Annotated in this window: 17 protein-coding genes and 4 pseudogenes; 4 read left to right on the forward strand and 17 right to left on the reverse strand. The window is 58.5% G+C overall.

Annotated elements, in window-relative coordinates; all coding sequences use genetic code 11:
• From ACZYSM_RS24010 to ACZYSM_RS24030, 5 genes and pseudogenes are all read right to left on the reverse strand, one after another.
• Positions 1–652 (reverse strand): annotated as a pseudogene (locus ACZYSM_RS24010) (RND family transporter); the annotation flags it as partial.
• A gap of 31 nt (positions 653–683) precedes the next feature.
• The gene (locus ACZYSM_RS24015) at positions 684–1757 is read right to left on the reverse strand and encodes a WD40/YVTN/BNR-like repeat-containing protein (protein WP_489075303.1); all 1074 of its coding nucleotides are present in this window, start codon (positions 1755–1757) and stop codon (positions 684–686) included.
• Positions 1758–1916: 159 nt separating this feature from the next.
• On the reverse strand, positions 1917–3275 hold the full coding sequence (locus ACZYSM_RS24020) for a DUF1329 domain-containing protein (protein WP_489075305.1): 1359 nt from the start codon (positions 3273–3275) through the stop codon (positions 1917–1919).
• A gap of 39 nt (positions 3276–3314) precedes the next feature.
• Positions 3315–5189 (reverse strand): DUF1302 domain-containing protein, encoded by a 1875-nt coding sequence (locus ACZYSM_RS24025; RefSeq protein WP_489075307.1) that lies wholly within the window; start codon positions 5187–5189, stop codon positions 3315–3317.
• A gap of 111 nt (positions 5190–5300) precedes the next feature.
• Positions 5301–5855 carry an RBBP9/YdeN family alpha/beta hydrolase gene (locus ACZYSM_RS24030; protein ID WP_489075309.1) on the reverse strand — a complete coding sequence of 185 codons (555 nt, stop codon included), beginning with the start codon at positions 5853–5855 and terminating at the stop codon, positions 5301–5303.
• A gap of 254 nt (positions 5856–6109) precedes the next feature.
• Between ACZYSM_RS24030 and ACZYSM_RS24035 the strand changes: the two genes are divergently transcribed.
• A complete protein-coding gene (locus tag ACZYSM_RS24035; protein ID WP_489075311.1) occupies positions 6110–7153 on the forward strand; it encodes an AraC family transcriptional regulator in 1044 nt (347 codons plus the stop codon).
• Between the two features lie 205 nt (positions 7154–7358).
• On the opposite strand, the gene ACZYSM_RS24040 is transcribed toward ACZYSM_RS24035, so the two are convergent.
• The 7 genes from ACZYSM_RS24040 to ACZYSM_RS24070 all read right to left on the reverse strand — a co-directional run bounded on the left by ACZYSM_RS24040 (position 7359) and on the right by ACZYSM_RS24070 (position 13767).
• Entirely contained in the window at positions 7359–8369 is a 1011-nt protein-coding gene (locus ACZYSM_RS24040; protein WP_489075313.1) for a YeiH family protein, read from the reverse strand.
• A complete protein-coding gene (locus ACZYSM_RS24045; protein WP_489075315.1) occupies positions 8366–8692 on the reverse strand; it encodes a Rieske (2Fe-2S) protein in 327 nt (108 codons plus the stop codon). Before ACZYSM_RS24045 ends, ACZYSM_RS24040 begins: the two co-directional genes overlap by 4 nt.
• Positions 8689–9351, reverse strand: a complete 663-nt coding sequence (locus ACZYSM_RS24050; protein ID WP_489075317.1) for a DsbA family oxidoreductase — start codon at positions 9349–9351, stop codon at positions 8689–8691. Before ACZYSM_RS24050 ends, ACZYSM_RS24045 begins: the two co-directional genes overlap by 4 nt.
• Positions 9348–10679, reverse strand: a complete 1332-nt coding sequence (locus tag ACZYSM_RS24055) for an MFS transporter (RefSeq protein ID WP_489075319.1) — start codon at positions 10677–10679, stop codon at positions 9348–9350. The genes ACZYSM_RS24050 and ACZYSM_RS24055 overlap by 4 nt, the downstream gene beginning before the upstream one ends.
• A 113-nt stretch (positions 10680–10792) precedes the next feature.
• Positions 10793–11845 (reverse strand): beta-keto acid cleavage family enzyme, encoded by a 1053-nt coding sequence (locus ACZYSM_RS24060; RefSeq protein WP_489075321.1) that lies wholly within the window; start codon positions 11843–11845, stop codon positions 10793–10795.
• Between the two features lie 79 nt (positions 11846–11924).
• Positions 11925–12773 (reverse strand): TauD/TfdA dioxygenase family protein, encoded by an 849-nt coding sequence (locus ACZYSM_RS24065; protein ID WP_489075323.1) that lies wholly within the window; start codon positions 12771–12773, stop codon positions 11925–11927.
• A gap of 13 nt (positions 12774–12786) precedes the next feature.
• Positions 12787–13767: a quinone oxidoreductase family protein gene (locus ACZYSM_RS24070; protein WP_489075325.1), complete on the reverse strand. Its 981-nt coding sequence runs from the start codon at positions 13765–13767 to the stop codon at positions 12787–12789.
• Between the two features lie 404 nt (positions 13768–14171).
• Here ACZYSM_RS24070 and ACZYSM_RS24075 point away from each other — a divergent pair.
• A pseudogene (locus ACZYSM_RS24075) lies at positions 14172–14393 on the forward strand (hypothetical protein); the annotation flags it as partial.
• Positions 14394–14644: 251 nt separating this feature from the next.
• On the opposite strand, the gene ACZYSM_RS24080 reads toward ACZYSM_RS24075, so the two are convergent.
• Positions 14645–14887 (reverse strand): RidA family protein, encoded by a 243-nt coding sequence (locus tag ACZYSM_RS24080; protein WP_489075327.1) that lies wholly within the window; start codon positions 14885–14887, stop codon positions 14645–14647.
• Between the two features lie 614 nt (positions 14888–15501).
• On the opposite strand from ACZYSM_RS24080, the pseudogene ACZYSM_RS24085 reads away from it, so the two are divergent.
• A pseudogene (locus ACZYSM_RS24085) lies at positions 15502–16107 on the forward strand (Dyp-type peroxidase); the annotation flags it as partial.
• Between the two features lie 218 nt (positions 16108–16325).
• Here ACZYSM_RS24085 and ACZYSM_RS24090 read toward each other — a convergent pair.
• From ACZYSM_RS24090 to ACZYSM_RS24105, 4 genes and pseudogenes are all read right to left on the reverse strand, one after another.
• Complete coding sequence (locus ACZYSM_RS24090) at positions 16326–16502, reverse strand: DUF2474 domain-containing protein (protein ID WP_489075329.1); 177 nt, start codon at positions 16500–16502, stop codon at positions 16326–16328.
• Positions 16489–17505, reverse strand: a complete 1017-nt coding sequence (cydB, locus tag ACZYSM_RS24095) for a cytochrome d ubiquinol oxidase subunit II (RefSeq protein ID WP_489075331.1) — start codon at positions 17503–17505, stop codon at positions 16489–16491. Before cydB ends, ACZYSM_RS24090 begins: the two co-directional genes overlap by 14 nt.
• Positions 17506–17520: 15 nt before the next feature.
• Entirely contained in the window at positions 17521–18942 is a 1422-nt protein-coding gene (locus ACZYSM_RS24100) for a cytochrome ubiquinol oxidase subunit I (RefSeq protein ID WP_489075333.1), read from the reverse strand.
• Between the two features lie 131 nt (positions 18943–19073).
• A pseudogene (locus tag ACZYSM_RS24105) lies at positions 19074–21398 on the reverse strand (FdhF/YdeP family oxidoreductase).
• Positions 21399–21835: 437 nt separating this feature from the next.
• Between ACZYSM_RS24105 and moaA the strand changes: the two are divergent.
• Complete coding sequence (moaA, locus tag ACZYSM_RS24110; protein ID WP_489075335.1) at positions 21836–22834, forward strand: GTP 3',8-cyclase MoaA; 999 nt, start codon at positions 21836–21838, stop codon at positions 22832–22834.
• Positions 22835–22853 lie beyond the last annotated feature (19 nt).

The following is a 22853-nucleotide window of genomic DNA, read 5'->3' on the forward strand; positions in this document are numbered from 1 at the left end:
GCAGCTGCTCTTCGAGCACCCGCGAGAACTGGTGGTAGTTGATGCCCTGGCCGGTGGCCGAGGTCTTGTCCAGCAGTGGCACGATCAGCATGCTGGATTTGAAATCGCTGGCCACCAGGCTGCCGACAATGCCCGCACGGCTGATGTTCTGGCGCAGTTGCTCGATGTCCGCGGGCGCCCCCTGGTAGGTACCGGGCATCACCGGACCGCCCTGGAAGCCTTCCACGGTGACTTCAGTCCAGCGCACCCCGGGACTCCACAGCGACTTCATCCAGGCGCGGTCGACGCCTTCAGTGAGGAACAGCTGGTCATTGACCTGCTTGAGTACCTCAAGGTAGTCGGGGTCGAAAATATCGCCCTTAGTGTTTTCGACCACCACCCGCACCGAGTTGCCCAGACCGCGCAACGACTGGCGATTTTCCAGGTAGTTCTGGATGTACGGCTGGCTCTGGGGAATCATTTTTTCGAAACTGGGCCGCAGCTCCAGACGCGTCACCGCCATATAACCCAGCAGCACGGTGACCAGTGCCATCAGCAACATAAACAGTGGGCGGTAGTTGAACACCAGCCGCTCCAACAGGTTGCCGGAATGGCGGTCGAAGTCCAGCAGGTCGCGGATCACCGGCATGGTGTCTTGCTTGATATTGCCCATGTCTGGGTACTCGCTCTAATTTTTCGAGGTCTTATTTGATGGACAATCTCTGTACGCCATGGCTACCCACCACCACCAGCGAACCATCGGCGGCCTGGCTCACACCGGCCACAGGGGTCGGATCCTGCTCTGCCATCAACTGCAGCCGTGTACCGCCCGCCTGACTGACCAGTGCGTGTCCGGCCTGGGTGAACAGCTCGTACTGACCCTGGGCATTGATGATGCCGGCCGTGATGCTGACCCGCAGGCCAGTCGCCAGTGAGCTCCAGTGCTCGCCACCATCGGTGCTGCGCAACACAGTGCCGCCCAGGCCGTAGGCAAGCACTTCACCGGGCTTGCCGATGACGCCGAAATAGCTGCCCTGATAGGGCGTCTGCAAGGCATTGAAACGCTGCTGCGCGGCGTTCCACTTGAGCAACAGCCCCTGCTCGCCGGCGATGTACAACCCATCGCCAGTCGAGGCGATAGCGTTGAGGTGAAAGCTTTGCGGGTTGTCGGTTCGGTCCTGAAACGGGGTCCAGCTCTGACCACCATCCTCGGTACGCAGGATCAGGTTGAACACACCGACGACATAGCCCAGCTTGTCGTTGGCGAACCACACATCGAGGAACGGTTTGTCGGCGCCCTGCTCGACCAGACGCTGACCTTCAGCGACCAGCAGTGGCCATTGCTCGTTGGCCGGCTCGGTACTGGCCAGCGTCGAATAATGCTTGACCAGCAAGTCACCGATCTGGCGACCGTCGAGTTGCTTGCGCCAGGTGGTGCCGGCATCTTCGCTGTGCAGTACGACACCATCGTTACCGACCGCCCAACCCTGCTTGGCAGACGGAAAAAACACCGCCGTCAGATCACTGCTGAGCGGGACACTGGCCTGCAGCCAGTGCTGGCCAGCGTCATCGGAATAAAGAATATGGCCACGCTGGCCAACGGTAACCAGGCGTTCACCTGCACGAGCGATGCCGATCAAGGGGCTGCGCACGGCCAAAGGACTCGGCTTGGCCGGCAGATCCAGAACATCCACATAACTGGCTGCCTGAGCGACACCCTGCAACAGCGCCAGCATCGAAAACAGCAACACCAGCACGAACTTTTTCAAGGAACCCATACCGCACGCACCTTCTAGGAAAACGGCGCCGGACAGCACACGAGGTACAGCCCGGCGTCGGAGTCGGTAACCCAAGATGAACGACGCTCAGGCCGTCCATCTTCCAGTCACACTGCCGGGGGACCACAACCGATCGCCCCGGACTTTGTCGCCTGCCGCTTAGCGGATACCGGCCCCTGCCAGGGCATCCGGCGCCCACTGCGCCTTCGACAGTGGCTCGATGTACTTGATGCCACCGTATGGGCCCACGATGCCATTGATGTTGTAGTTGCCGCCCACCAGGTCGTAAATCATGAAAGGCGAGGTATCGGGGACCTGTTTGTCGTAACTCTGACTGAGGAAGGTGAAGGCGCCACGGTAGAGCTTGCCGCTCGCGTCATACTGGTCAGAGGCCAAAGCGATCCAGCTGTCTTCATCCAGGTAGAAACGACGCTTGTGGTAGATGTGCCGCGCACCATCCTTGAGAGTGCCCTCCACCACCCAGACACGGTGTTTCTCCCAGCGCACATAGTCGGAAGCGATGTGGTTGGGGGTCGTCAGCTGCTTGGCGTCCACGGCGTAGGTCAGCTTGTAGGTGTTGTAGGGCACAATCATTTCCTGCTTGCCCACCAGCTTCCAGTCGTAGCGGTCCAACGCGCCATTGAAGACGAATGTATCGTCGTAAGTATTGGTACCGCCCGTACCCGGGTTAGGCGTGTCATAGGCCAGGTCCGGCGCCAGCTTCACCCGACGCTGGCCAGGCAGGTACTGCCAGGCCTTGCGTGGCTGCGCCAACGGGTTGGCAGAATCCTTGAGCATGATCGCCTCTCCCGCACGACGCGCGGGACCGGTGTAATACAGCTTCATCTGGTAGAAGGTGTCAGTGCTGGCAATCGGCTTTGACATGTCTTCGTAGATCGGATAATTCATGAACGACTTGCCCGTGGTGGCCAGGGTCGGCACACCCGCCGAATCGACGTTCCAGGAGTCATACTTGGCAGTGAAATTGACCCCCAGGTAGCGCAACAGGTGGTTCCACATGGCCTCACTGCCCGAGGTCGGGATCGGGAACGGCACGCCAGGCAGTACGTTATCGATGGCCAGACCGCCGTCGAGGGACTTGGCACCGGTGGCATTCTTCAAGCTGTTGTCCAGCACTGCCTTGGGCAAGGCGACAGTGCGGTGAGTCGGATAAACATTGATGTGGTAAGTGGGGTAACGCTTGGCCAGTTCCACCGTGGTGGCGGTCAACAGTCCCTTGTACTGATCGACGTTTTTGCCATCGATGACCAGCAGCGGTTTCTCGTCGGCAAAGGGGTCCGGACGCATGCTGTCGCCGGGCTTGAAGCTGGCTGGCGGGGTGGTCAGCCCGCCTTTGTAGGCTGGGATTGAACCATCGGCATTAGCCGCCATCTCGGCGCCTACACCGGTAAGGTTGGTGCCCAACTTGGCCGCTTCCTGAGCCGATACGCCCGCCTGGGCCTGACCGGCAATGACGGCCACCAGGGAGGCTGCCAGCACGCTACTTAGGAATCTCATCTGAATTCTCTCCACTTGTTTTTGTAATCTGAGCGTCAATCAGAAGGTGGTTTTGAACGAGGCAGTGACCATCCCGCGGTCCTTCAACAGAGGCGACAGGCCTGCCTGCGAAGTGATCTGACCGGGGATGCACTGGTACAGGCCATTGGCTCCAGGGGTGTTGTTATCAAACCCGCTTTCACAGGTATCGAAAGGACCAAAGGAGTCGACGTACTTCAGGTCGAACTTGTACTTCTGATAAATGTCCGCGGCGACGCCTACGGAGTAGCTGCCGGCATCTTCGTTGCCGCCAAGCTGCACCGCCGAGTTGCCCTTGAGGCCAACGTTGTAGGACACCGGCATGGACATATCGACACCCGGGAAGACCTGGAACCAGGTCGGGGTGAAGTTGGCAGCGATGGTGTAGGCATTGGTATCGACCTTGTCGGCGCCCCTGTAGCTGGAATCGCCCTTGAAGGTCTGCTTGCCGGCCTGATTGACACTAACCAGATGGGTCATGGCACCTTCCACGGCCAGTGAGGAGGAATCCCACAACGGAGTGCTGCCAAAAGCCACCAGGCCATTGAGTACCGCATGGAAGGTCTTGCCACGAGCCAGTCCGGTTTCGCCCTTGCCCGGCATGGCGCCGATAATGTTGGCACCGTTGATCAGGCCCGAGCCCGCTTGTGCATCCAGGGTCGAGTTGACGGTGCTGAAGTTGCTCACCAGCGGCATGTTTTCGCGGTAGTTCAGGTCAAGACCGACGCTGACCGGCCCCACACTTTTCGACAGGCTGATGCCGTAGATGTCGATGTCATCGGCATAGGCGGTCATGTACTCAACGCCTTGCAGACCCGGCAACCCTGGCTTCTGCAGGTTAGGTGCATTGATCAGCACCGCCGGCATCGGGTCCGAGGTGTTGCGGTAGTAGAAGCCCAGGGTGCCGTTCAGCCATTCCGGGCTCCACTTGGCCATCAGTCCGAAGTCGCCAGAGTTGTGCGGTTTGATATCATGCCCGCGCGGCGCGCCGTAAAAAGCACCGGCCCCGCCCAGTAGCGCCGGCACTGGCAGCCAGAACACGTCGGCGCCCTCGCCCAGCATGTCGTAGCCGCCCATGTAAGTCCCACCCTCGGGAAGACGGGAGTTCTGGAATTCCAGGAAGTACTGCGCGCCCAGCGTCAGTTCCGGATTGACCGTGAACGACATGGAAAGCTGGTTGCGCGGCAGGAACAGTTCCTTGGTTTCGGTGCCCGGCACGTTGTACAGCTTGGCAATGTCCAGGCCTGCCTGACCGTAGTTGATGCCGTTGGCCGCGTTGAACAGGGTCTCACCCCAGTACACGTTGTGCTTGCCGAGCTTTGCGCTGAACATCGACTCCTCGCCGACCTCGGTGCTGTAGAACACAAAGGCATCGAGAATTTCGCCGGAAGGTCCATTGTAATAACGATCGGTGTAGTTGCTCAGCCCATGCGTGCGTGCAACGTGGCCGTTCAGCGAGTCGCCAGGCTGAATCAAACCGGCCGGACGAGCTGCAACCAGATTACCTGCATTGCCCGCCTGCCCTGGAAAAGGGTTGGAGCTGGATCCGACATCGTCATAGGCATGGTCATACCAACTCGCGCCGCTGACACGAAAGCCCATTTTCCCTTGGTAGACCACGTCCAGCTCGGTCAGCAGATCGACCCGCTCAGTCACCGCTCTACCGACACGGAAGTTGTTGTCACCGTCGTTGAGGTTGGCCGTGTTGGCGATCTTCGAGTTCTGACCTTCCACCCGTTGACCATAACTGGCCTTGAGGGTGTTATCGAAGCGCACGGCCCAGTCTTCACTACCATCGCTGAGTTCAAAAGCATGGGCTGCCGGCATGGAGGCGAGCAGAATAGCTGTGGGCAGCAGGCTGCGACGCAGGGGGCTGAGTCCTGTAGTGGTGTGCATTACCTTGTCTCCGTTTTTTGTTTTTTTTGTTTTTGGTGCTAACAACGACTCACATCCGGTCCTGGCGGTGGTGCGAGTGTCTTTCCGGCAGTTTTATTCCAGTGTTTGCGCCTAGCGATCCAGCGTGTGGATAATCGTTTCGGCCTGCGGCCATTCGCCGTAACCGGCAGCCGGGTTGAGATGGCCTACGGCGCCTAGATTGACCAATTCGCTTCCCCAGTTGCGGGCCATTTGGCTCACCGACTCCAGGCTCGCGAGGTGGTCGTTGGTACTGGCCGCGACGATCGAGGGGAACGGCAGAGGCCCCTTGGGTAGCGGATCCCAGCCATTGGCCCGCAGGCTCTGCGGGGTTGGATAAGCTGCTGGCCAGCTGGCCCCAAGGTCCGGCGGTGCGGCCAGCAAGGCGCCCTTGATCGGACGGCCATAGCGGGCAGCCCAATGCACCACCATCAGCACACCGGCACTGTGAGCCACCAGGATCACCGGACCGGAAATCGTCTCCAGCTCGCACTGGATCGCTTCGACACGAGCTGCCAGGCTGAGCTTGTTCTCTTCCAATGGCGGCACCGAGCGAACCTTGTCCAACTTGGCTTCCAGCAGCGTTTGCCAATGCTCAGGCACGTGATCACGCAAACCCGGAACTATCAAAATCGTGGTGTCACTCATCGCCCTATTCACCCTTGAACAATCCATCGAGGAGTCCGCCAACACTTCGAACCCTGCCAGCAGCACAGTAGAATTCGTCTTGTCGAAGCGCTTCCCATTTAGCGTCAGTCACTCCTCTTTTGATGACAAAGCCTCAGGATCGATCGGGTATATCTACCGACAAGTGCTTTTCATTTCGCGACCAAGTCTCTATAAATGACAGGCAGTTCCGACAGGGAGTCCTCATTTGTCACCGAATGGAAGAAATGCACGCCATGACCGCTCTAGTCCGATCCGCCGCACTGACCAATTACCTGGAAGTGACTCGCCATCTGCGGCTGAACGTGAACGCTCTGTTGGCCGAGGTGGGCTTGAGCCCTTCGCTCCTGAGCGATCCCAATCGACGCATCCCCGCCAGCGCCGTCATTAACCTGCTGGAGCAGTCAGCGCACCTGAGCGGTTGTGAAGCGTTCGGCCTGCGCATGGCCGAGCTGCGCCACTTATCGGACTTTGGTGAAGTGAGTCTGCTGCTCAGTCACCAGAACACTCTGCGCGACGCGCTGAAAATCATTGTGCAGTACCGTCACACGATCAACGACTCACTGGCGATTTTCATTGAGGAAACCGGCAATACGGTGATCATCCGCGAGGAACTGGTCACCGAGATGGCCACGAACAACCGCCAATCCATCGAACTGGCCATCGCCGTGATGCACCGCTTTTGCGCAGCCCTGCTCGGTGCGCACTGGCACCCGATCAATGTCTGTTTCACCCATGAAGCGCCAGCGGACCTCACCGTGCATAGACGGATCTTCGGCTCCAAGGTGGAGTTCGGCTGCGAGTTCAACGGCATCGTTTGTCCCGCCGCCAACCTCGACGCCGCCAACCCTTTGGCCAATGCGGCCATGGCCCGACACGCGCAGCGCTACCTGGATTTGCTACAGGACAAAAGCGACCACTCCCTGGCGCTCGACGTGCGCAAATCCATTTACCTGCTGCTCCCCATGGGCCGCGCCACCATTGAGCAGATTGCTCAGAGCCAGGGCATGAACGTGCGCACCCTGCAACGCCGCCTGGAAGAAGACGGGGCCAGTTTCAGTGAGTTGATCAGTAGCGTGCGCCGCGACCTGGTGATTCGCTACCTGGAGAACCCCGGCAACTCACTGGGACGGATCAGCGACATGCTCGGCTACTCCATGCCCAACTCATTCACTCGCTGGTTCATTTCCCAGTTCGGCATGACGCCAGCCGCCTGGCGCAGTGAACACAAGATCGTGCCGCGCAAAGAAAGACAGCTAAAACACCCCGCTGCCACCTGAACACGATTCGACAGCACTCTGCGCGCTGCGCAAGAAGACAACTGAGCACAACAGGTTGGCTTACTGTGTGTTCAGGATTTCTATTGAGTAAAAAAACGGCCGCCTGCTTCAACAGACGACCGTAAAAGGAACAAGTGCGGAGTACGACGCATGACTCAGGATCGAACTACCCGAAACGTCGTGCAGCCCTCAATAGATAGCCTGCTTACAAGCCCCAGCGCATCAGTAACAGCACCAAAACGACGAGAAAGACCGTCTCCCCCACCATCAGCAGGATCGGCTTGATGCCCACCGAGGCCAGCTCCTTGAGCTGGGTCTTCATGCCCAGGGCGCTGATGGCGATGACCAGGCTCCAGCGCGACAGCTCGTTAGTGAAACCCTGCACCGCCGGGGCGACCCAGCCGGTACTGTTGATGCACGCGAGCATCAGGAAGCCCACAGCAAACCAGGGCAACAACGGTGGCCGCTTGCCGGTCGGGTCGGCGCCCTTCATGCGGGTAATCATCGCCGCGCTGATGATCACCGGCACGAGCATGGCCACACGCATCAATTTGATGACGGTGGCAGTATCGCCGGTCTCGGTAGACATGCTGTAGCCGGCACCTACCACCTGGGCAACGTCGTGGATGGTGGCGCCGAGGAACACCCCGGCCTCCTGTGGCGACAAGGCGAGCCAGTTGGCGATCATCGGGTAGACAATCATGGCCGTCGTGGACAGCGCCGAGACACCAATCACGGTGAACAGGGTGGCACGTTCCTTCTGCGGATGGTTAGGCAAAGCCGCGGCCAGCGCCAAAGCTGCCGAGGCACCGCAAATCGCCGTGGCGCCACCGGTGAGCATGCCGAACACACGCTGGAACCCCATGGCCTTGGCCGCCACCATCGAGACGAGGATGGTCACCACCACCAGGATCACCACCAGCGCTACCGGTTTCCAACCCAGCGCGACGATCTGTTCGAGGGTGATGCGCATCCCCAGCAACGCCACGCCGATGCGCAATACGGTGCGTGAGGTGAACTCGATACCGGCCTTGCACGAGCCTTCACCGGCGAGAAAATTCAGCGCCATGCCGAGCAGCAGCGCGAACAGCATCACCGGCGCACCATAGTGCTCGGAGAGGAAACTCGCCGCTGCGGCGACAACCAGGCTGACGATAAAACCGGGGGCCAGTTCTCGCACGCGGCTGTGAACAGAGGTTAGAGCAATGGCACTCATACTGCGGATTCCTTGGGAGCGATGACAATAAACACTTGGCCGTCGACCACCTCGACCGGGTAGCTGGCAACCTTCACAGCGTTTGAATTGAGCAGGTAACCGCTGGCCAGGTCGAAGCGCAGGCCGTGGGCACAGCACTGGATCACCCGGCCCTCAAGGCGGCCACCACACAGTGAGGCCCCCTGATGTGGGCAGCTGTCGTCGATGGCGTAGAACTGCCCGGCGACATTGAACAGCGCCAGGCTGCTGCCCTCCGGCTCGAACAGCGTGCGCATGCCCAGTGCCGGGACTTTCTCGGCCGGTACTGCAATACGCCGACTCATGCCGAATGACTCACGGCCACATCCTGCGCAAGCACTTGCTGCATGACCTGCAACAGCACCTCGGCCGGCTGTGCACCGGACACTGCCTGGCGCCGGTTGAAGATGAAATAGGGCACACCCCTGGCGCCCATCCCGCCATCGTCGAAGGGGCTTCGAGCCCCCTCCAGGCAGTCGGCCAGGGCCGCGCGCGGGTAGCCGCAGGACTCGGCAATCGCCAGCAGGGTGGCACGATCTCCCAGGTTCTTGCCTTCATGAAAATAGGCACTGAACAGTCGCTCCAGCAAGGTCTCGCCCTGCGCCACGCTGCCCAGCGGGGTGGCGTGCTCCAACAGGCGATGGGCATCGGCAGTATTGGGCATCGTGTTGATGCCACTGAAGTCGATGCTCAAGCCGACGGTGGCCGCGGCCTGCCGCACTTGCGCCTGGCGTGCTTGCACCGCCTCGGCACTGCCCAGGCGCTGACGGTAGAACTCGACAAAAGGCGCACCCTGCGCCGGCAGGTGCGGCAGCAGCTGCACGCCATGCCAGGCCAGTTCCAACTCCACATCCGGGTGGCTGGCGCGCAACTGAGCAAGCGCACGCTCCAACTGGCGCTTACCAATCAAGCACCAGGGGCAAATAAAGTCGAAGAACGCATCAATACGCAAAATACCTGTCACGGCGAAACCTCAAGCACAGTATTAGGTGGCATATCATCGACCTGCTCGCCCTGTGGACGGGCAATATCGTTGAGATAGTGACGCCGGGTGTAGAAGAACACTGCGGCCGCCCCGATACTCATCAGCGGCACCAGCTGGAAAGCCCCGTGCAGGCCGATGACATCAGACACCCTGCCTGTAATAAAGGGCCCCGGGGCCAGGCCGAGCAGGTTATTGACCAAGGTCAGGGTGGCGAAAGCGGTGCCATGCACCGAGTAGTGGGTCAGGTTCGCCACCATGGCGCCGCTAGTGCCGTTGGTGCCAGCGGCGATCAGCATGCCCAGGCCGATCAGCACCAACTGGACAGGACCGGCGGGTAGCGCGAAAGCCAGCGACAGCAGCAGGCAACTGCCCAGGCAGTAAGCAATGGACAGGTCGATCTTGCGAACCGGAGAGTGGCGGCACAGGCGATCGCTGAGCATGCCGCAGAGAATCGTCCCGGCGCCGCAGCACAGCACGATAATGGCCGCCAGACCACCGGCCTTGCCCTCGTCCATCCCGTAATAGCGGTTGAAATAGCTCGGCAACCACACAAGCACGGTGCCAACAACGAACAGTTGCAGGCCACTGCCAACATAAGCGCCGATGACCGAACGAGTGCAGTACAGCGTGCGCAGCGGACGCTTGATCGCCGCTTTAGTCTTTTTTGTGGCAGCCGCTATGCGTTTTGGGGCAATACGCACTTCCTTGACGATGATCGGGTAAAGCACCGCCAGCAGCAGGCCAAACAACGCCATGCTGGCGAACGACCAACGCCAGCCCAGCTTGACGGCAATCGCCCCGCCCAAGGCCATCCCTAAAACCGAACCAAACGCGCCACCCGCCATAAAGGCACTGACGAGGGTTGCACGCATGCTTTTGGGAAATACCGACACCACCACGGCGATGCCGACGCTACCGTAGGCCGCCTCGCCGACGCCCACCATGAAGCGCGCAATCAACATGTGCTCGTAGCTCTGCGCCAAGCTGCAACCCAGGGTAGCCAGACTCCACAGCAACGCCATCAGCGCTAGACTCCTGACCCGGCCAAAGCGGTCGGCCAGCAGCGACAGAGGGAATGTCAAGAGGCCAACCATCAGGGCGACAATGCCACTCAGCAGGCCGAGCTGACCGTCGCTCAGGGCCCACTCGCTTTTGAGAATCGGGAACACGGCATTGAGTACTTGCCGAGACATGTAATCAGAAATCAATAAGCCAAAAGTCAGCGCGAACACAATCCAGGCGTACCTGCGTGGAATACCGACCGACGTATCTTCTTCATCGTCCACAGTACTGTGGTGATAGGCCATGCTACCTCCTCGGTGTCTTGCACCTGTTTTGTTATTATTTTTGGTCTTGCGCAACGCGTTACAACTTAGCCGGGGCAAGATCTCATTGAGTTCCTGCCCCGGCTATCTTTCTATCACCCGCGCTGTGGCACACCTTTCTGACCCGGCTTGCGGTTCGGCGCCATACCGTTGGCCAACAGGGTTTCTTCAACACTCTTGTACTGCACACCGATACGGTAGATGTCGCGCGCCTCTTTGCCGGTGGCAATTTCACGCCCCAGCTCGTGGGCAATACGCACCGTCTGCTGGATCTGCTGCACGGACGTGAAGCGCTTGCCGTGTTGATCGATGATGGTGTCTTCAGTGCCCACACGAGGATGCAAGCCCATGGCCAGGGCAATGGTGTTGAGTGGCAGCATGTTCTTGATCAGCGACTCGGAAGTCAGGGTACAGCCATCCGGTACGCGGTTGATGAAGTTGAACATGTTGTACGGGTTCGGGCCGTCGAAACCACCGCCAATGCCGATCCAGGTCAGGTTCAACGGGCCTTTGTAGAGACCCTTGCGCACCATTCGCTCAAGGGTTTCGTAGGCATGAATGCCGGTCAGCTGGAAGTGCGGCTGAATATTGTTGGCCTGCAGGCGCTTGAGGTGCTCGGTCACCCAGGCCGGACCTGCCGGTACGGTCATTTCACTGTAGGCGGCTTCGTAGAGCGGATCGGCCAGAGAGGTGCCTTCCCGGTATTCCGGGTACAGCAACTCCATGATGTTCATTTGAATGGTGTTGATGGCCACGGTGACCTGATCCGGCTTGGGCGACAACTCCGCGAGCATGTGCCGGGTATCGTCGGACAGCCACAGGGCCGCCTCACCATCGCTTTCAGGGGCAAAAGAAATCGAGCCGCCGACCTGAATGATCATGTCTGGCACGGCTTCACGCACACCAGCGATCAGTTCGTTGAACTTGGACAGGCGCTTGGAGCCCTTGCCGTCCAGTTCACGCACATGCAAGTGCAGCACGGTGGCGCCTGCTTCATAGCAGTCAACAGCCTTCTGCACCTGTTGATCCATGGTCACCGGAATGTCTTCCGGGAAGTCTTCCGGCATCCACTCAGGGGCGTAAGGGGCGACGGTAATCACCACCTTTTCCATGTTTTCAGGGTGCAGGGAATCGTCGAAAAATTGCATGTTCGTCTCCTGTTTTTATTGTTGCTCGCCCAACGGACGGTGCTGGAGCGGGCGTTTACATGAACACAGTTGAGGTTGCTCAGTAGGTCTTGTCGCCAATGATCCCAGCGCGTTCCATTTTTCGATGGCAGGCGGGGTAATCCATCACGGCGTAGTGCTGGGTACTGCGGTTGTCCCAGATGGCGATGCTGTTCGGCTTCCAGCGCCAGCGCACTTGATACTCAGGGATGCTGGCCTGACTGATCAGGTAGCGCAGAAATTCGGACGCACCGTGACTGAAATCCTGGCCATAACGCACGCGCTCGGCGGTGTGGTAGTTGCTGAAGTGGGTTGTGAAACCATTGACGAACAGCACCTTCTCGCCCGTTTCTGGATGAGTACGCACCACCGGATGTTCTGCGTCCGGGTATTGGGCCTTGAGCGCCAGGCGCTTTTCGATCGGCATGGCCGCGCCGAAGGTCGCCTCGATGCTGTGACGGGCACGAAGGCCTTCGATCTTCGCTTTCACGTCGCTCGGCAAGCGCTCGTAAGCCACCACCATATTGGCCCACATAGTGTCGCCACCGATTGGCGGACACTCCACACAGCGCAGTACGCACCCCAGCGGCGGCGCCTCGCGCCAGGTGGCGTCGGTGTGCCAGGAGTTCTCGTAACGGTCGATCGGACTGTCCGGGCTCTTATAGACCTGCACCAAGCCGGGATAATCCGGGTGACTGCCGATGACCGGGTGATCCTCCAGTTCGCCGAAGCGTCGGGCAAAGGCCACGTGCTCGGCGCGGCTGATGTCCTGGTCTCGCAGGAACAGCACCCGATGCTTGAGCAGTTGGGCGCGGATCTCGGCGAACAGGCCAGCGTCATGAATGGCATCGGCGAGGTTAACGCCGATCAGCTCTGCGCCAATGTTGCAGGTAAGTTGCTCAACTTGCATGACCAACGCCCCCTTAAATAACGAAGATCGAAGAACCGGTGGTCTTGCGCGACTCCAGGTCACGGTGTGCCTGCACGGCGTCTTGCAAGCTGTAATGCTGGTTGATCTCGATCTTGATCCGGCCGCTGCCGACCAGATCGAACAGTTCACCGGCCAGATCGGCCTTTTCTGCCGGGTCGGCGATGTAGTCGGCCAGTGCCGGGCGAGTCATAAACAGCGAGCCTTTCATCGCCAGAAGTGCAGGGTTGAAAGGCGGGATCGGTCCAGAGGCGGTACCGACGCACACCATCAGGCCGCGGCGCTTGAGCGAGTCCAGCGAACCCATGAAGGTGTTCTGGCCAACACTGTCGAACACCACGTTGACGCCAACACCATCGGTCAACTCACGCACGCGCTTGGCCACATCCTCGTGGCTGTAATTGATCACATGGTCGCAACCATGGGCACGGGCGAGTTCCGCCTTGGCCTCGCTGGACACGGTGCCGATTACATTCAGGCCCTGTAGCTTGGCCCACTGCGAGACAATCAGGCCAACGCCACCGGCGGCAGCGTGCAGCAGGATGCTGTCACCAGCCTTGAAGTCATAGATGCGACGCATCAGGTACGCAGAGGTCAGCCCGCGCATGGTCATGGCCGCCGCGGTCTCGAAAGAGATGCTTTCCGGCAGTTTGATCAACGGCGCAGCCGGGATCAGACGCTCCGTGCTGTAAGCGCCCAAGGTGTTGAGAAAACCGGTATAGGTAACCCGATCCCCGACCACCACATTGCTCACGCCCTCGCCCACTGCCTCCACTACACCGGCAGCTTCCACGCCCATGCCATTAGGCATCGGGATCGGGTAAGTGCCGTTGCGGAAATAGGTGTCGGCATAGTTCAGACCGACGGCTACGTGACGAAGCCGAACCTCACCCGGGCCGGGATCGCCGACTTCTGTCTCTTCAAAGCGAAGAACCTCGGGACCACCGGTTTCGTAAAAACGTACGACTTGGGCCATGCTTTTTATTCTCCAATCAGCGCTTTGGGTGCGCTGCAGTTTTTTGTTGACTGGAATGTAAGCTGCGGGATGTCTGAGCGCTTCCCATCAGACGACAACGCATGATCATTTCATGACAAGCATCGTCGTCCTGCCCTTCCCGCTCTGTGACTTCCGTGGATGCCGTGATCATCTCTTGGCAGGAACGCTTAAGTGTTCGCCTGCAAGCCGCCAAGGCCCATGGCGAGCAGACCCCTGCGGTGGATTGAGAGGAACAGGCGGCGCTTTTCTGGATCCGCTGGGAGGGTGCGGTACTGCGTGTCCGCCTGACTGGTAACACTCATCCGAAAGCTGAGTAGGAGCAGTTGAACACTTGGGTCAGTTTTCAGTCGGCAGAACAGCCTTTACCGAGTCGGTTTTCGGTCAGCGGCAACAGCCTCACCTTGCGAACCCGCATTGGACTGCCGAGTCATCTCGCCGTCATCCCAGGTCCACCCACGGTACCGACCCTCGGCTACGTGCTTTATCACGGGGCCGAAGACCTGACGGCTGCAACCAGACAATTGGCTGCGTTGATACAAACGAGTCTGGAAGAACAGGCATTCAGTGTCACCGATGCCAATCAGCTGAAGTCCCGGGCGACCTAAGTTATCCATGCTCTTTGAATAGCTCATCACGAATGGGAAGTGAGCATTGACCTATATTGGGTCGTTTTCAGCCGGTCGCGACAGGCAGAGAACGGCCAAGAGCAGTCGTTGGGTCACGATGCGGTTTACTGGGCGTTTGGGGGTATTTGCTTCGCCTGCTATATCTGCAGCGGCGTAACGCTTGACCGGCCCCCATGTGCTGCCCGGTGGCGGCCGCTCGCTGAGCGGAGCCGCCGGATAAGTCCGCAGACTCAGCCCTTGGCCGCCATCGCGGTGACTTCCACGCGCATGCCTTCGACCGCCAGGGCGGCCACGCCAACGGCGGCGCGAACCGGCCAGGGCTTGGCGAAGAAGCGCTGGTAGACCTCGTTGAAGGCGGCGCGGTCGGCCATGTCGGTGAGGTAGATGGTCAGATGCAGAACCCGGTCCATGGAACTGCCGGCGCGCTCCAGCGATACGCTAGCCCGTTTATCAACTGCCTGTTGCCTTGACATGCGGGTACACACCACTAAGATTTTAGATCACGGTCTTAGCGTATGAACACACTATTTTACGGTGATTCAGAGGATTCAAACTCCTGGGCCCAACCCTGTCTTGCATGTCAATTTTTTGCTGTGTGGTTGTGACATTTACGTCTCTCGATCAGAGACAGTAGGTCGTTACGTAATGCCGCTATAGCGGCGGATCATGTGCAACTGTCGACTCTCACCTGCCGGGTATGGGTCGTATGTGGAGCGATCATGGCGAATCGACGCAAGGTCAAGGTACCAGGTGTTCGTAACTACGACGGTCCCGCCGGGGGCTGGGGCGCTATCAAGGCTACCGCGACGGCTGTTCGAGAGCAGATGGATGCCTCAAAGGCGCCTATGACGCTGCTCAGGACCAATCAGCCTGAGGGGTTCGATTGTCCGGGCTGCGCATGGCCTGACAAAGAGCACAGATCCACGTTCCAGTTCTGTGAAAATGGTGCCAAAGCGGTGACCTGGGAGGCGACCAATAAGCGGGTTACCCCAGACTTCTTTGCCAATCATCCTGTCGCGTCTTTATTACACCGTACTGATTACGAGTTGGAGGACCTCGGTCGTATAACGCACCCCCTTGTTTATGATTCGAATTGGCGACGCAATTGCTCTCATCGCTGGGCGATGCGATCTCGGTCGTTGATGAAGTTCAGGGTTTCCGTTATTTCGATATGCGCAGCATGGTCGGATTTGTGGATGGCACCGAAAATCCGGTCGGTCGCCATGCCGTCGACTTCACGATCATTGGTGATGAAGACCCGTCGTTTACCGGCGGCAGCTATGTGCTGGTTCAGAAGTACCTGCACAACATGACCGCGTGGAACGAGTTATCCGTTGAGGCTCAAGAGCGCATTATCGGACGAAAAAAACTGTCCGATATCGAGCTCGATGATTCGGTTAAACCGACCTCTTCGCACAGTGCCTTGACGACCATCACCAAGGACGGGCAGGAGGTGAAAATCCTGCGCGATAACATGCCATTCGGCCGGCCAGGCGCCGGAGAGTTTGGCACTTACTTCATCGGCTATGCCCGCTCGCCAGAGCCCATTGAGCAGATGCTCGAGAATATGTTTGTCGGAAGACCCGCAGGCAACTATGACCGCTTGCTTGATTTCAGCACGGCGGTCACTGGCGGCTTATTCTTCGTGCCCTCATCAGACCTGCTCGAAGAGCTTGCTGATCGCAAACCTTAGGGGACCGGGGAAAAAATGGCGATGTGGAAATCCTGAATGCGATGAAATCGAGTGTGGGAGCGGGCTTGCTCGCGAAAGCGGTGTGTCAGTCGACATCAATGGCGAATGTCAGTCCGTCTTCGCGAGCAAGCCCGCTCCCACAAAGGATCTGCGGGACATGCTGATAAAAGGCCCGGCGCGAGAGATCGCGCCGGGCCTTCATCATCTGAAATCTGCCATCAATGAGTGGTCATTCCGGCCATATGCATCATCAGCCGGAAAAAGCTCGCCACGACCCCCAGTGCAATCACACTGCCGAACCAAATGGCGATCAACCAGAGCACCCGCCGATACCAAGGGGCGGCTTCGTTTTGTGCAGCCAAAACTTCAGTGTTTTCGCTATCAATGGTAGCCATCGCCAATCCTCACTTTTCCGCGGAACACGTAGTAATTCCAACAGGTGTACATCAGGATGATGGGCAGAATGAACAACGTGCCGATCAAGATGAACAGCTGGCTTGAGGGCGGTGATGCGGCATCCCACAGGCTGATCGAGGGCGGCACGATGTTCGGCCAGATACTGAACGCCAGGCCGACGTAACCCAGAAAGACCAGTACCAACGTGAACACAAAGGGCCAGTGAGAGTGATGCTGGCGCAACGTGCGAAGCAACCCGAACAACGCCAGCACACCCAAAATCAACACCCCCCCGAACACTACAATGTGCGCGTGAGTGAACCAGCGCGTCGCAATCTCGGGATGCAACCACGGCGTCCACACGCAGAGCACCGCAACGACCGCCGTGAGCACGAACGCCAATGGCCGCGAGTAGTGACGCATGCGTGACTCAAGCATGCCTTCGGTCTTGACCAGCAACCAGGTACTGCCGAGCAATGCGTAAGCGATGATCAGCCCAAACCCGCAGAACAACGGGAACGGTGACAGCCAATCCAGGGTGCCGCCGGCAAACTGACGATTGACCACCGGAATACCGGCGATATACGCACCAATCACGATACCTTGGCAAAACGTTGCCAGCAGTGAGCCACCGATAAAGGCCATATCCCAGATGTGGCGTTTTTCAGGGCTGGCCTTGAACCGGAACTCAAACGCCACGCCACGAAATATCAACCCGGCCAGCATGAAAATCAGTGGCAAATACAACGCCTCCAGAATCACCGAGTAAGCCAAGGGAAACGCACCGTAAAGTGCCGCCCCACCGAGTATCAGCCAGGTTTCGTTACCGTCCCAGACCGGCGCGACGGTGTTCATCATCACATCGCGCTCTTGGGAGTCTGGGATGAGCGGAAACAGGATGCCCAACCCCAGATCGAACCCATCCATGATGACGTACATCATCACCCCAAAGGCGATGATGACACCCCATATCAACGACAGATCTATACCTTGAATGCCCATGTTCGATCCCCTTGTTCAGTTGACGTGGTCGCCGGACGCGAACGTCTCGGTGATGGCGGACAGGGGACGGCGTGGCGTGCGTTCCTGGCCAGGGCCGTCTTGAGGCGGATGCTCGTGATGCGGCTGCGGCCCCTTGCGAACCAGCTTCATCATGTAACCGATACCCACCGCGAACACCGAGAAATAGATCAGTACAAACAACGCCAGCGAAATGCTCAGCTGCGTGACCGTGTGATTGGACGCCGCATCGGCGGTTCGCAGCAGTCCGTAGACGACCCACGGCTGACGACCGACCTCGGTGGTGATCCAGCCCGCCAGCATGGCGATCAGACCGGTCGGCCCCATGAACAACACAAGGCGCAAGAACAGGCGATTGCGGTACAGCGCGCCATTGCGACGCAGCGCAAGCCCCAGCAACCCGGTGAGGATCATCAACATTCCAAGCCCGGCCATGATCCGAAAGCTAAAGAAAATGATGGTCGAGTTTGGCCGATCCTCTTTTGGGAAGCTCTTGAGCGCAGGGATCTGTTTATCCAGACTGTGAGTCAGAATGAGACTACCCAGATAAGGGATTTCTATCGCATAACGGGTCTTCTCGGCCTCCATATCTGGGATACCGAACAACACCAACGGAGTCGGCTCGTTACCGACATTTTCCCAATGTCCTTCCATGGCGGCAATTTTCGCCGGTTGATGTTCCAGGGTATTCAGCCCGTGGGCATCACCGACCACCGCCTGAATCGGCGCCACGATCAACGCCATCCACAACGCCATCGAGAGCATTTTGCGCACGTGCGGCGTGTCGTTTTTACGCAGTAAATGCCACGCCGCCGAAGAGCCTACAAAGAACGCCGTGGCCACAAACGCGGCGATGGCCATGTGCGCCAGGCGGAACGGGAACGACGGGTTGAAGACGATGGCCAGCCAGTCCATCGGCATGATCCGTCCGTCCACGATCGAGAACCCCTGTGGCGTCTGCATCCAGCTGTTGGAGGCCAGAATCCAGAAGGTCGAGATCAACGTACCGATGGCGACCATCACCGTGGCAAAGAAGTGCAGCCCTCGCCCTACCCGGTTCCAGCCAAACAGCATCACCCCAAGGAAGCCCGCCTCAAGGAAAAACGCCGTCAACACCTCATAGGTGAGCAACGGCCCGGTAATACTCCCGGCGAAGTCAGAGAAACGGCTCCAGTTGGTACCGAACTCGTAAGCCATGACCAGGCCGGACACCACCCCCATACCAAAGTTGACGGCAAAGATTTTCGACCAGAAGTGATAAAGGTCTTTGTAAACGGAGTTGTTACTTTTCAGCCACAGACCTTCGAGGACAGCCAGGAAACTGGCAAGCCCGATGGTGATGGCGGGAAATATGATGTGAAACGAAACCGTAAACGCGAATTGAATGCGCGCCAGGTCCAGCGCCCCCAGATTTAACATGACGATACCCTCATAGTGGCTCGATGCGCGTGCATACAAAGCCCGGCCGCAGTGAACCTCACGGCTCGCAGCGAACAGATTTCCAATGATCTGGTGAGGCTGGGGCGACAACCATGCCGCCCCGGCCAGACTCAAGCGCCGAAGGATTGGATCAGGTTGCTGTCCTGCGCCTGCTCAAGGCGAATCGCGATGAACTTCGAGGTCGGCGTGAACGTCCGGTCGCCGTAACTTTCCAGCGGCACCAGCGGGTTGGTTTCCGGGTAATAGGCGGCGGCCTGACCGGGCGGAATGTCGTAGGCGATCAAGGTAAAGCCGGTCACTCGACGCTCACGACCGTCCCCCCACAGCGAGATCATGTCGACCTTTTGCCCCGGTTCGTAACCCAGTTTGCGAATGTCCTGCTCATTGACGAACACCACATCGCGCATGCCGTAGACGCCGCGATAACGATCATCCAGTCCATACAAGGTGGTGTTGTACTGATCGTGGGAACGCAAGGTTTGCAGGATAAGATCCGGCTTAACGTCCAGGTTGCGCACCCCTTCGCTGATCAGGTGTTCTGGCAATTCGCTGGGGGCAAACTGCGCTTTGCCAGTCGAGGTATTCCAGATGCGTTTGGCGGCATCGTTACCCAAGTGAAAGCCACCGGGGTGCAGCAATTTTTTATTGAAATCCTCGAAGCCGGGAATGGTGTCGGCAATCAGGTCACGAATGCGACCGTAATCAGCGACCGTCCAGAGCCAGTCGATGGGGTGTTTACCCAAGGTAGCGTTGGCAATCCCGGCAATGATCGCCGGCTCCGAACGCATCAACGGAGATTTGGGTTTCAGCTGGCCGTGGGAAATGTGCACCATGCTGAAGGTATCTTCCACCGTCACGCCTTGCGGACCCTCCTCTTGAATATCGATATCGGTGCGCCCCAGGCACGGCAAAATCAAGGCCTCACGGCCGGTGACCAGATGGCTGCGATTGAGCTTTGTGGCGATGTGTACCGTGAGGTCGCAGTTGCGCAGTGCGTCATGAGTGCGCGGGCTGTCGGGGGTAGCCTGGGCGAAGTTGCCGCCCAGGCCGATGAAGACCTTCGAGCGCCCCTCTTCCATCGCCGCAATCGCCATCACCGTGTTATGGCCGTGTCTGCGCGGAACCTTGAAGTCAAAGCGCGCTTCCAGCGCGTCAATAAACTCGGGGGGTGCCAGTTCGTTGATGCCCATGGTGCGGTCGCCCTGCACGTTACTGTGCCCGCGCACCGGCGACAGCCCTGCACCTGGGCGACCGATATTGCCACGCAACAACTGCACGTTGATGATCTCCTGGACGGTCAGCACCGAGTGAGTGTGCTGGGTCACCCCCATCGCCCAACACATGATGACCCGTGTGGCTCTGCGGTACATGCGGGCAGCCAATTCGATGTCCGCCAGGGACAGGCCTGACTGTTCGACAATGTGCTCCCAGGTCGTGGCGTCGACTTCGGCAAGGTAGGTCTCCAGGCCCGAGGTGTGCTCGGCGATGAACGCCCGGTCGAATACCGCCTCGCTGTTGTTCGCGAGCGCTTCACGCTCCCACTGCAACAGAAACTTGGCGATGCCGCGCATCGCCGCCATGTCGCCACCCAATGCCGGACGAAAGTACGCAGACGAGGTGGGTTCGGAACCGTTGGTGAGCATTTCCAACGGATGTTGCGGGTGTTGGAAGCGTTCCAGACCACGCTCTTTCAGGGGGTTGAAACAGATCACCTGCGCGCCACGTTTCACCGCTTCGCGCAGTGGCTCAAGCATCCGCGGGTGATTGGTGCCCGGGTTCTGGCCGATGACAAAAATGGCGTCGGCTTCCTCCAGGTCATCGAACGTCACCGTGCCTTTGCCCACGCCGACGCTGTCATCCATGCCCAGGCCGCTCGCCTCGTGGCACATGTTCGAACAGTCAGGGAAATTATTGGTGCCGTAAGCGCGAACGAACAGTTGATAGAGGTAAGCGGCTTCGTTGCTGGCCCGACCAGACGTGTAAAACTCGGCCTGATCAGGCGACGTCAGCCCTTTCAGGTGTTTGGCGATCAAGGCAAACGCATCGTCCCAGCTGGTTTCGACGTAATGATCAACGGAAGCGTCATAGCGCATGGGGTGAGTCAGGCGCCCTTGGTATTCAAGCCAATAGTCACTTTACGCCGCCAGCGACGACACCGTGTATTTGTTGAAGAACGCAGGGTTGACCAGACGGCCGGTGGCTTCCCAGTTGACCGCTTTGGCGCCGTTCTCGCAAAACTTGACCATGCCGCTTTCCGGCGACTCGCCCCAGGCACAGCCCGGGCAGTCGAATCCGCCGTTCTGGTTGGTCTTGAGCATGGCTCGAATGTTCTTGAACGCGTTTTCGCTGCCCAACCAGTTCTTGGTAACAGCAATCAGCGCGCCCCAGCCTGCGGCCGCCCCCGTATACGGTTTGTAACGTTCAACTTCGCTCATGGTATTTCTCCAAGACTTTGCACGTCGGCGGCGGCCTGACTTAAAGTCATTGTTAATGGCTATTTTTATACGCACATCAATGCGAATGCATTTAACGTCAGTTACAGACTGATTTGCGTCGAGCCACTTCAAGGGCTCAATGGCGGGTTACGAATCAAGCCTATTCCGTGCATGACAGAAGTGTCTAATCACAAATAATGACCAACCCATCGAAACAATCTATCAATAAAAAACCAACGACAAATCAATGCAATACAGATTTAACAACTCATTAAATCAAGCTTTTATTTACCCCATAGATTTCATCGATCAACCGGTTGTTAATAGTGATTAGACGACGACCAAAAACAACTTTAGCCTTGGCTCAATAAGGCCCTTATATAACAGTGGCCTCCCAAAACCAGCGCCATACACCTGAACCGCTGATGGAGGTTGTGATGACCGAACGAATCTTGATGGATAGTTTTTCTCGCCGGGTCGACTACCTCAGAATGTCGGTGACCGACCGCTGCGATTTCCGTTGTGTGTATTGCATGGCCGAGGACATGGAATTCTTGCCGCGGCAACGGATCTTGACGCTGGAAGAGCTCTATCAATTAGCGGAAAGCTTTGTGGCCCTGGGCACGCGAAAAATCCGCCTGACCGGTGGCGAACCGTTGATTCGCCCCGGCGTTGTGGAGCTCTGTAAGCGCATTGCAGCGCTGCCAGGACTGCGTGAACTGTGCATGACCACAAATGGCTCACAGCTCGGCAAGCTGGCAGCGCCGTTATTCGATGCGGGGCTCAAGCGCCTGAACATCAGCCTCGACAGCCTGGACGCCGATCGCTTCCGTGAACTGACGCGCTCCGGTGATCTGACGAAAGTCATCGCCGGTATCGACGCCGCGAATGCAGCAGGCTTTCAACACACCAAACTCAACTGCGTTGTCATGAAAGGGCGCAACGATCACGAGATAAACGATCTCGTTAGTTTTGCGATCGATCGTGGACTGGATATTTCCTTCATTGAAGAGATGCCACTGGGTGTCATCAGCGAGCACAGCCGTGCCGGGGCGTTCTATTCCAGCGCGCAAGTGCGCGAGCGGATTGCCGAACGCTACACCCTCATCGACTCCGCGGAATCGACCCAAGGCCCTTCGCGCTATTGGCGCCTGGCTGAGGCGCCGCATATTCGCCTGGGGTTCATCTCTCCCCACAGCCACAATTTTTGCGCTACGTGCAATCGTGTTCGGTTAACCGTCGAGGGCCGACTCCTGTTGTGTCTGGGCAATGAGCATTCCGTCGACTTGAAGGAAGTGCTTCGCCGCTATCCAGGAGAGCCGGAGCGCCTGGAGAAGGCAATCATCGAGGCGATGAAAATCAAGCCGTACCGGCACAACTTTGAACTCAATGATGACGTGCAAGTTGTCCGTTTCATGAACATGACCGGCGGATAGCCTGCCCCCGTTTTCAGAT

It is taken from the genome of Pseudomonas sp. F220, from assembly GCF_057813935.1.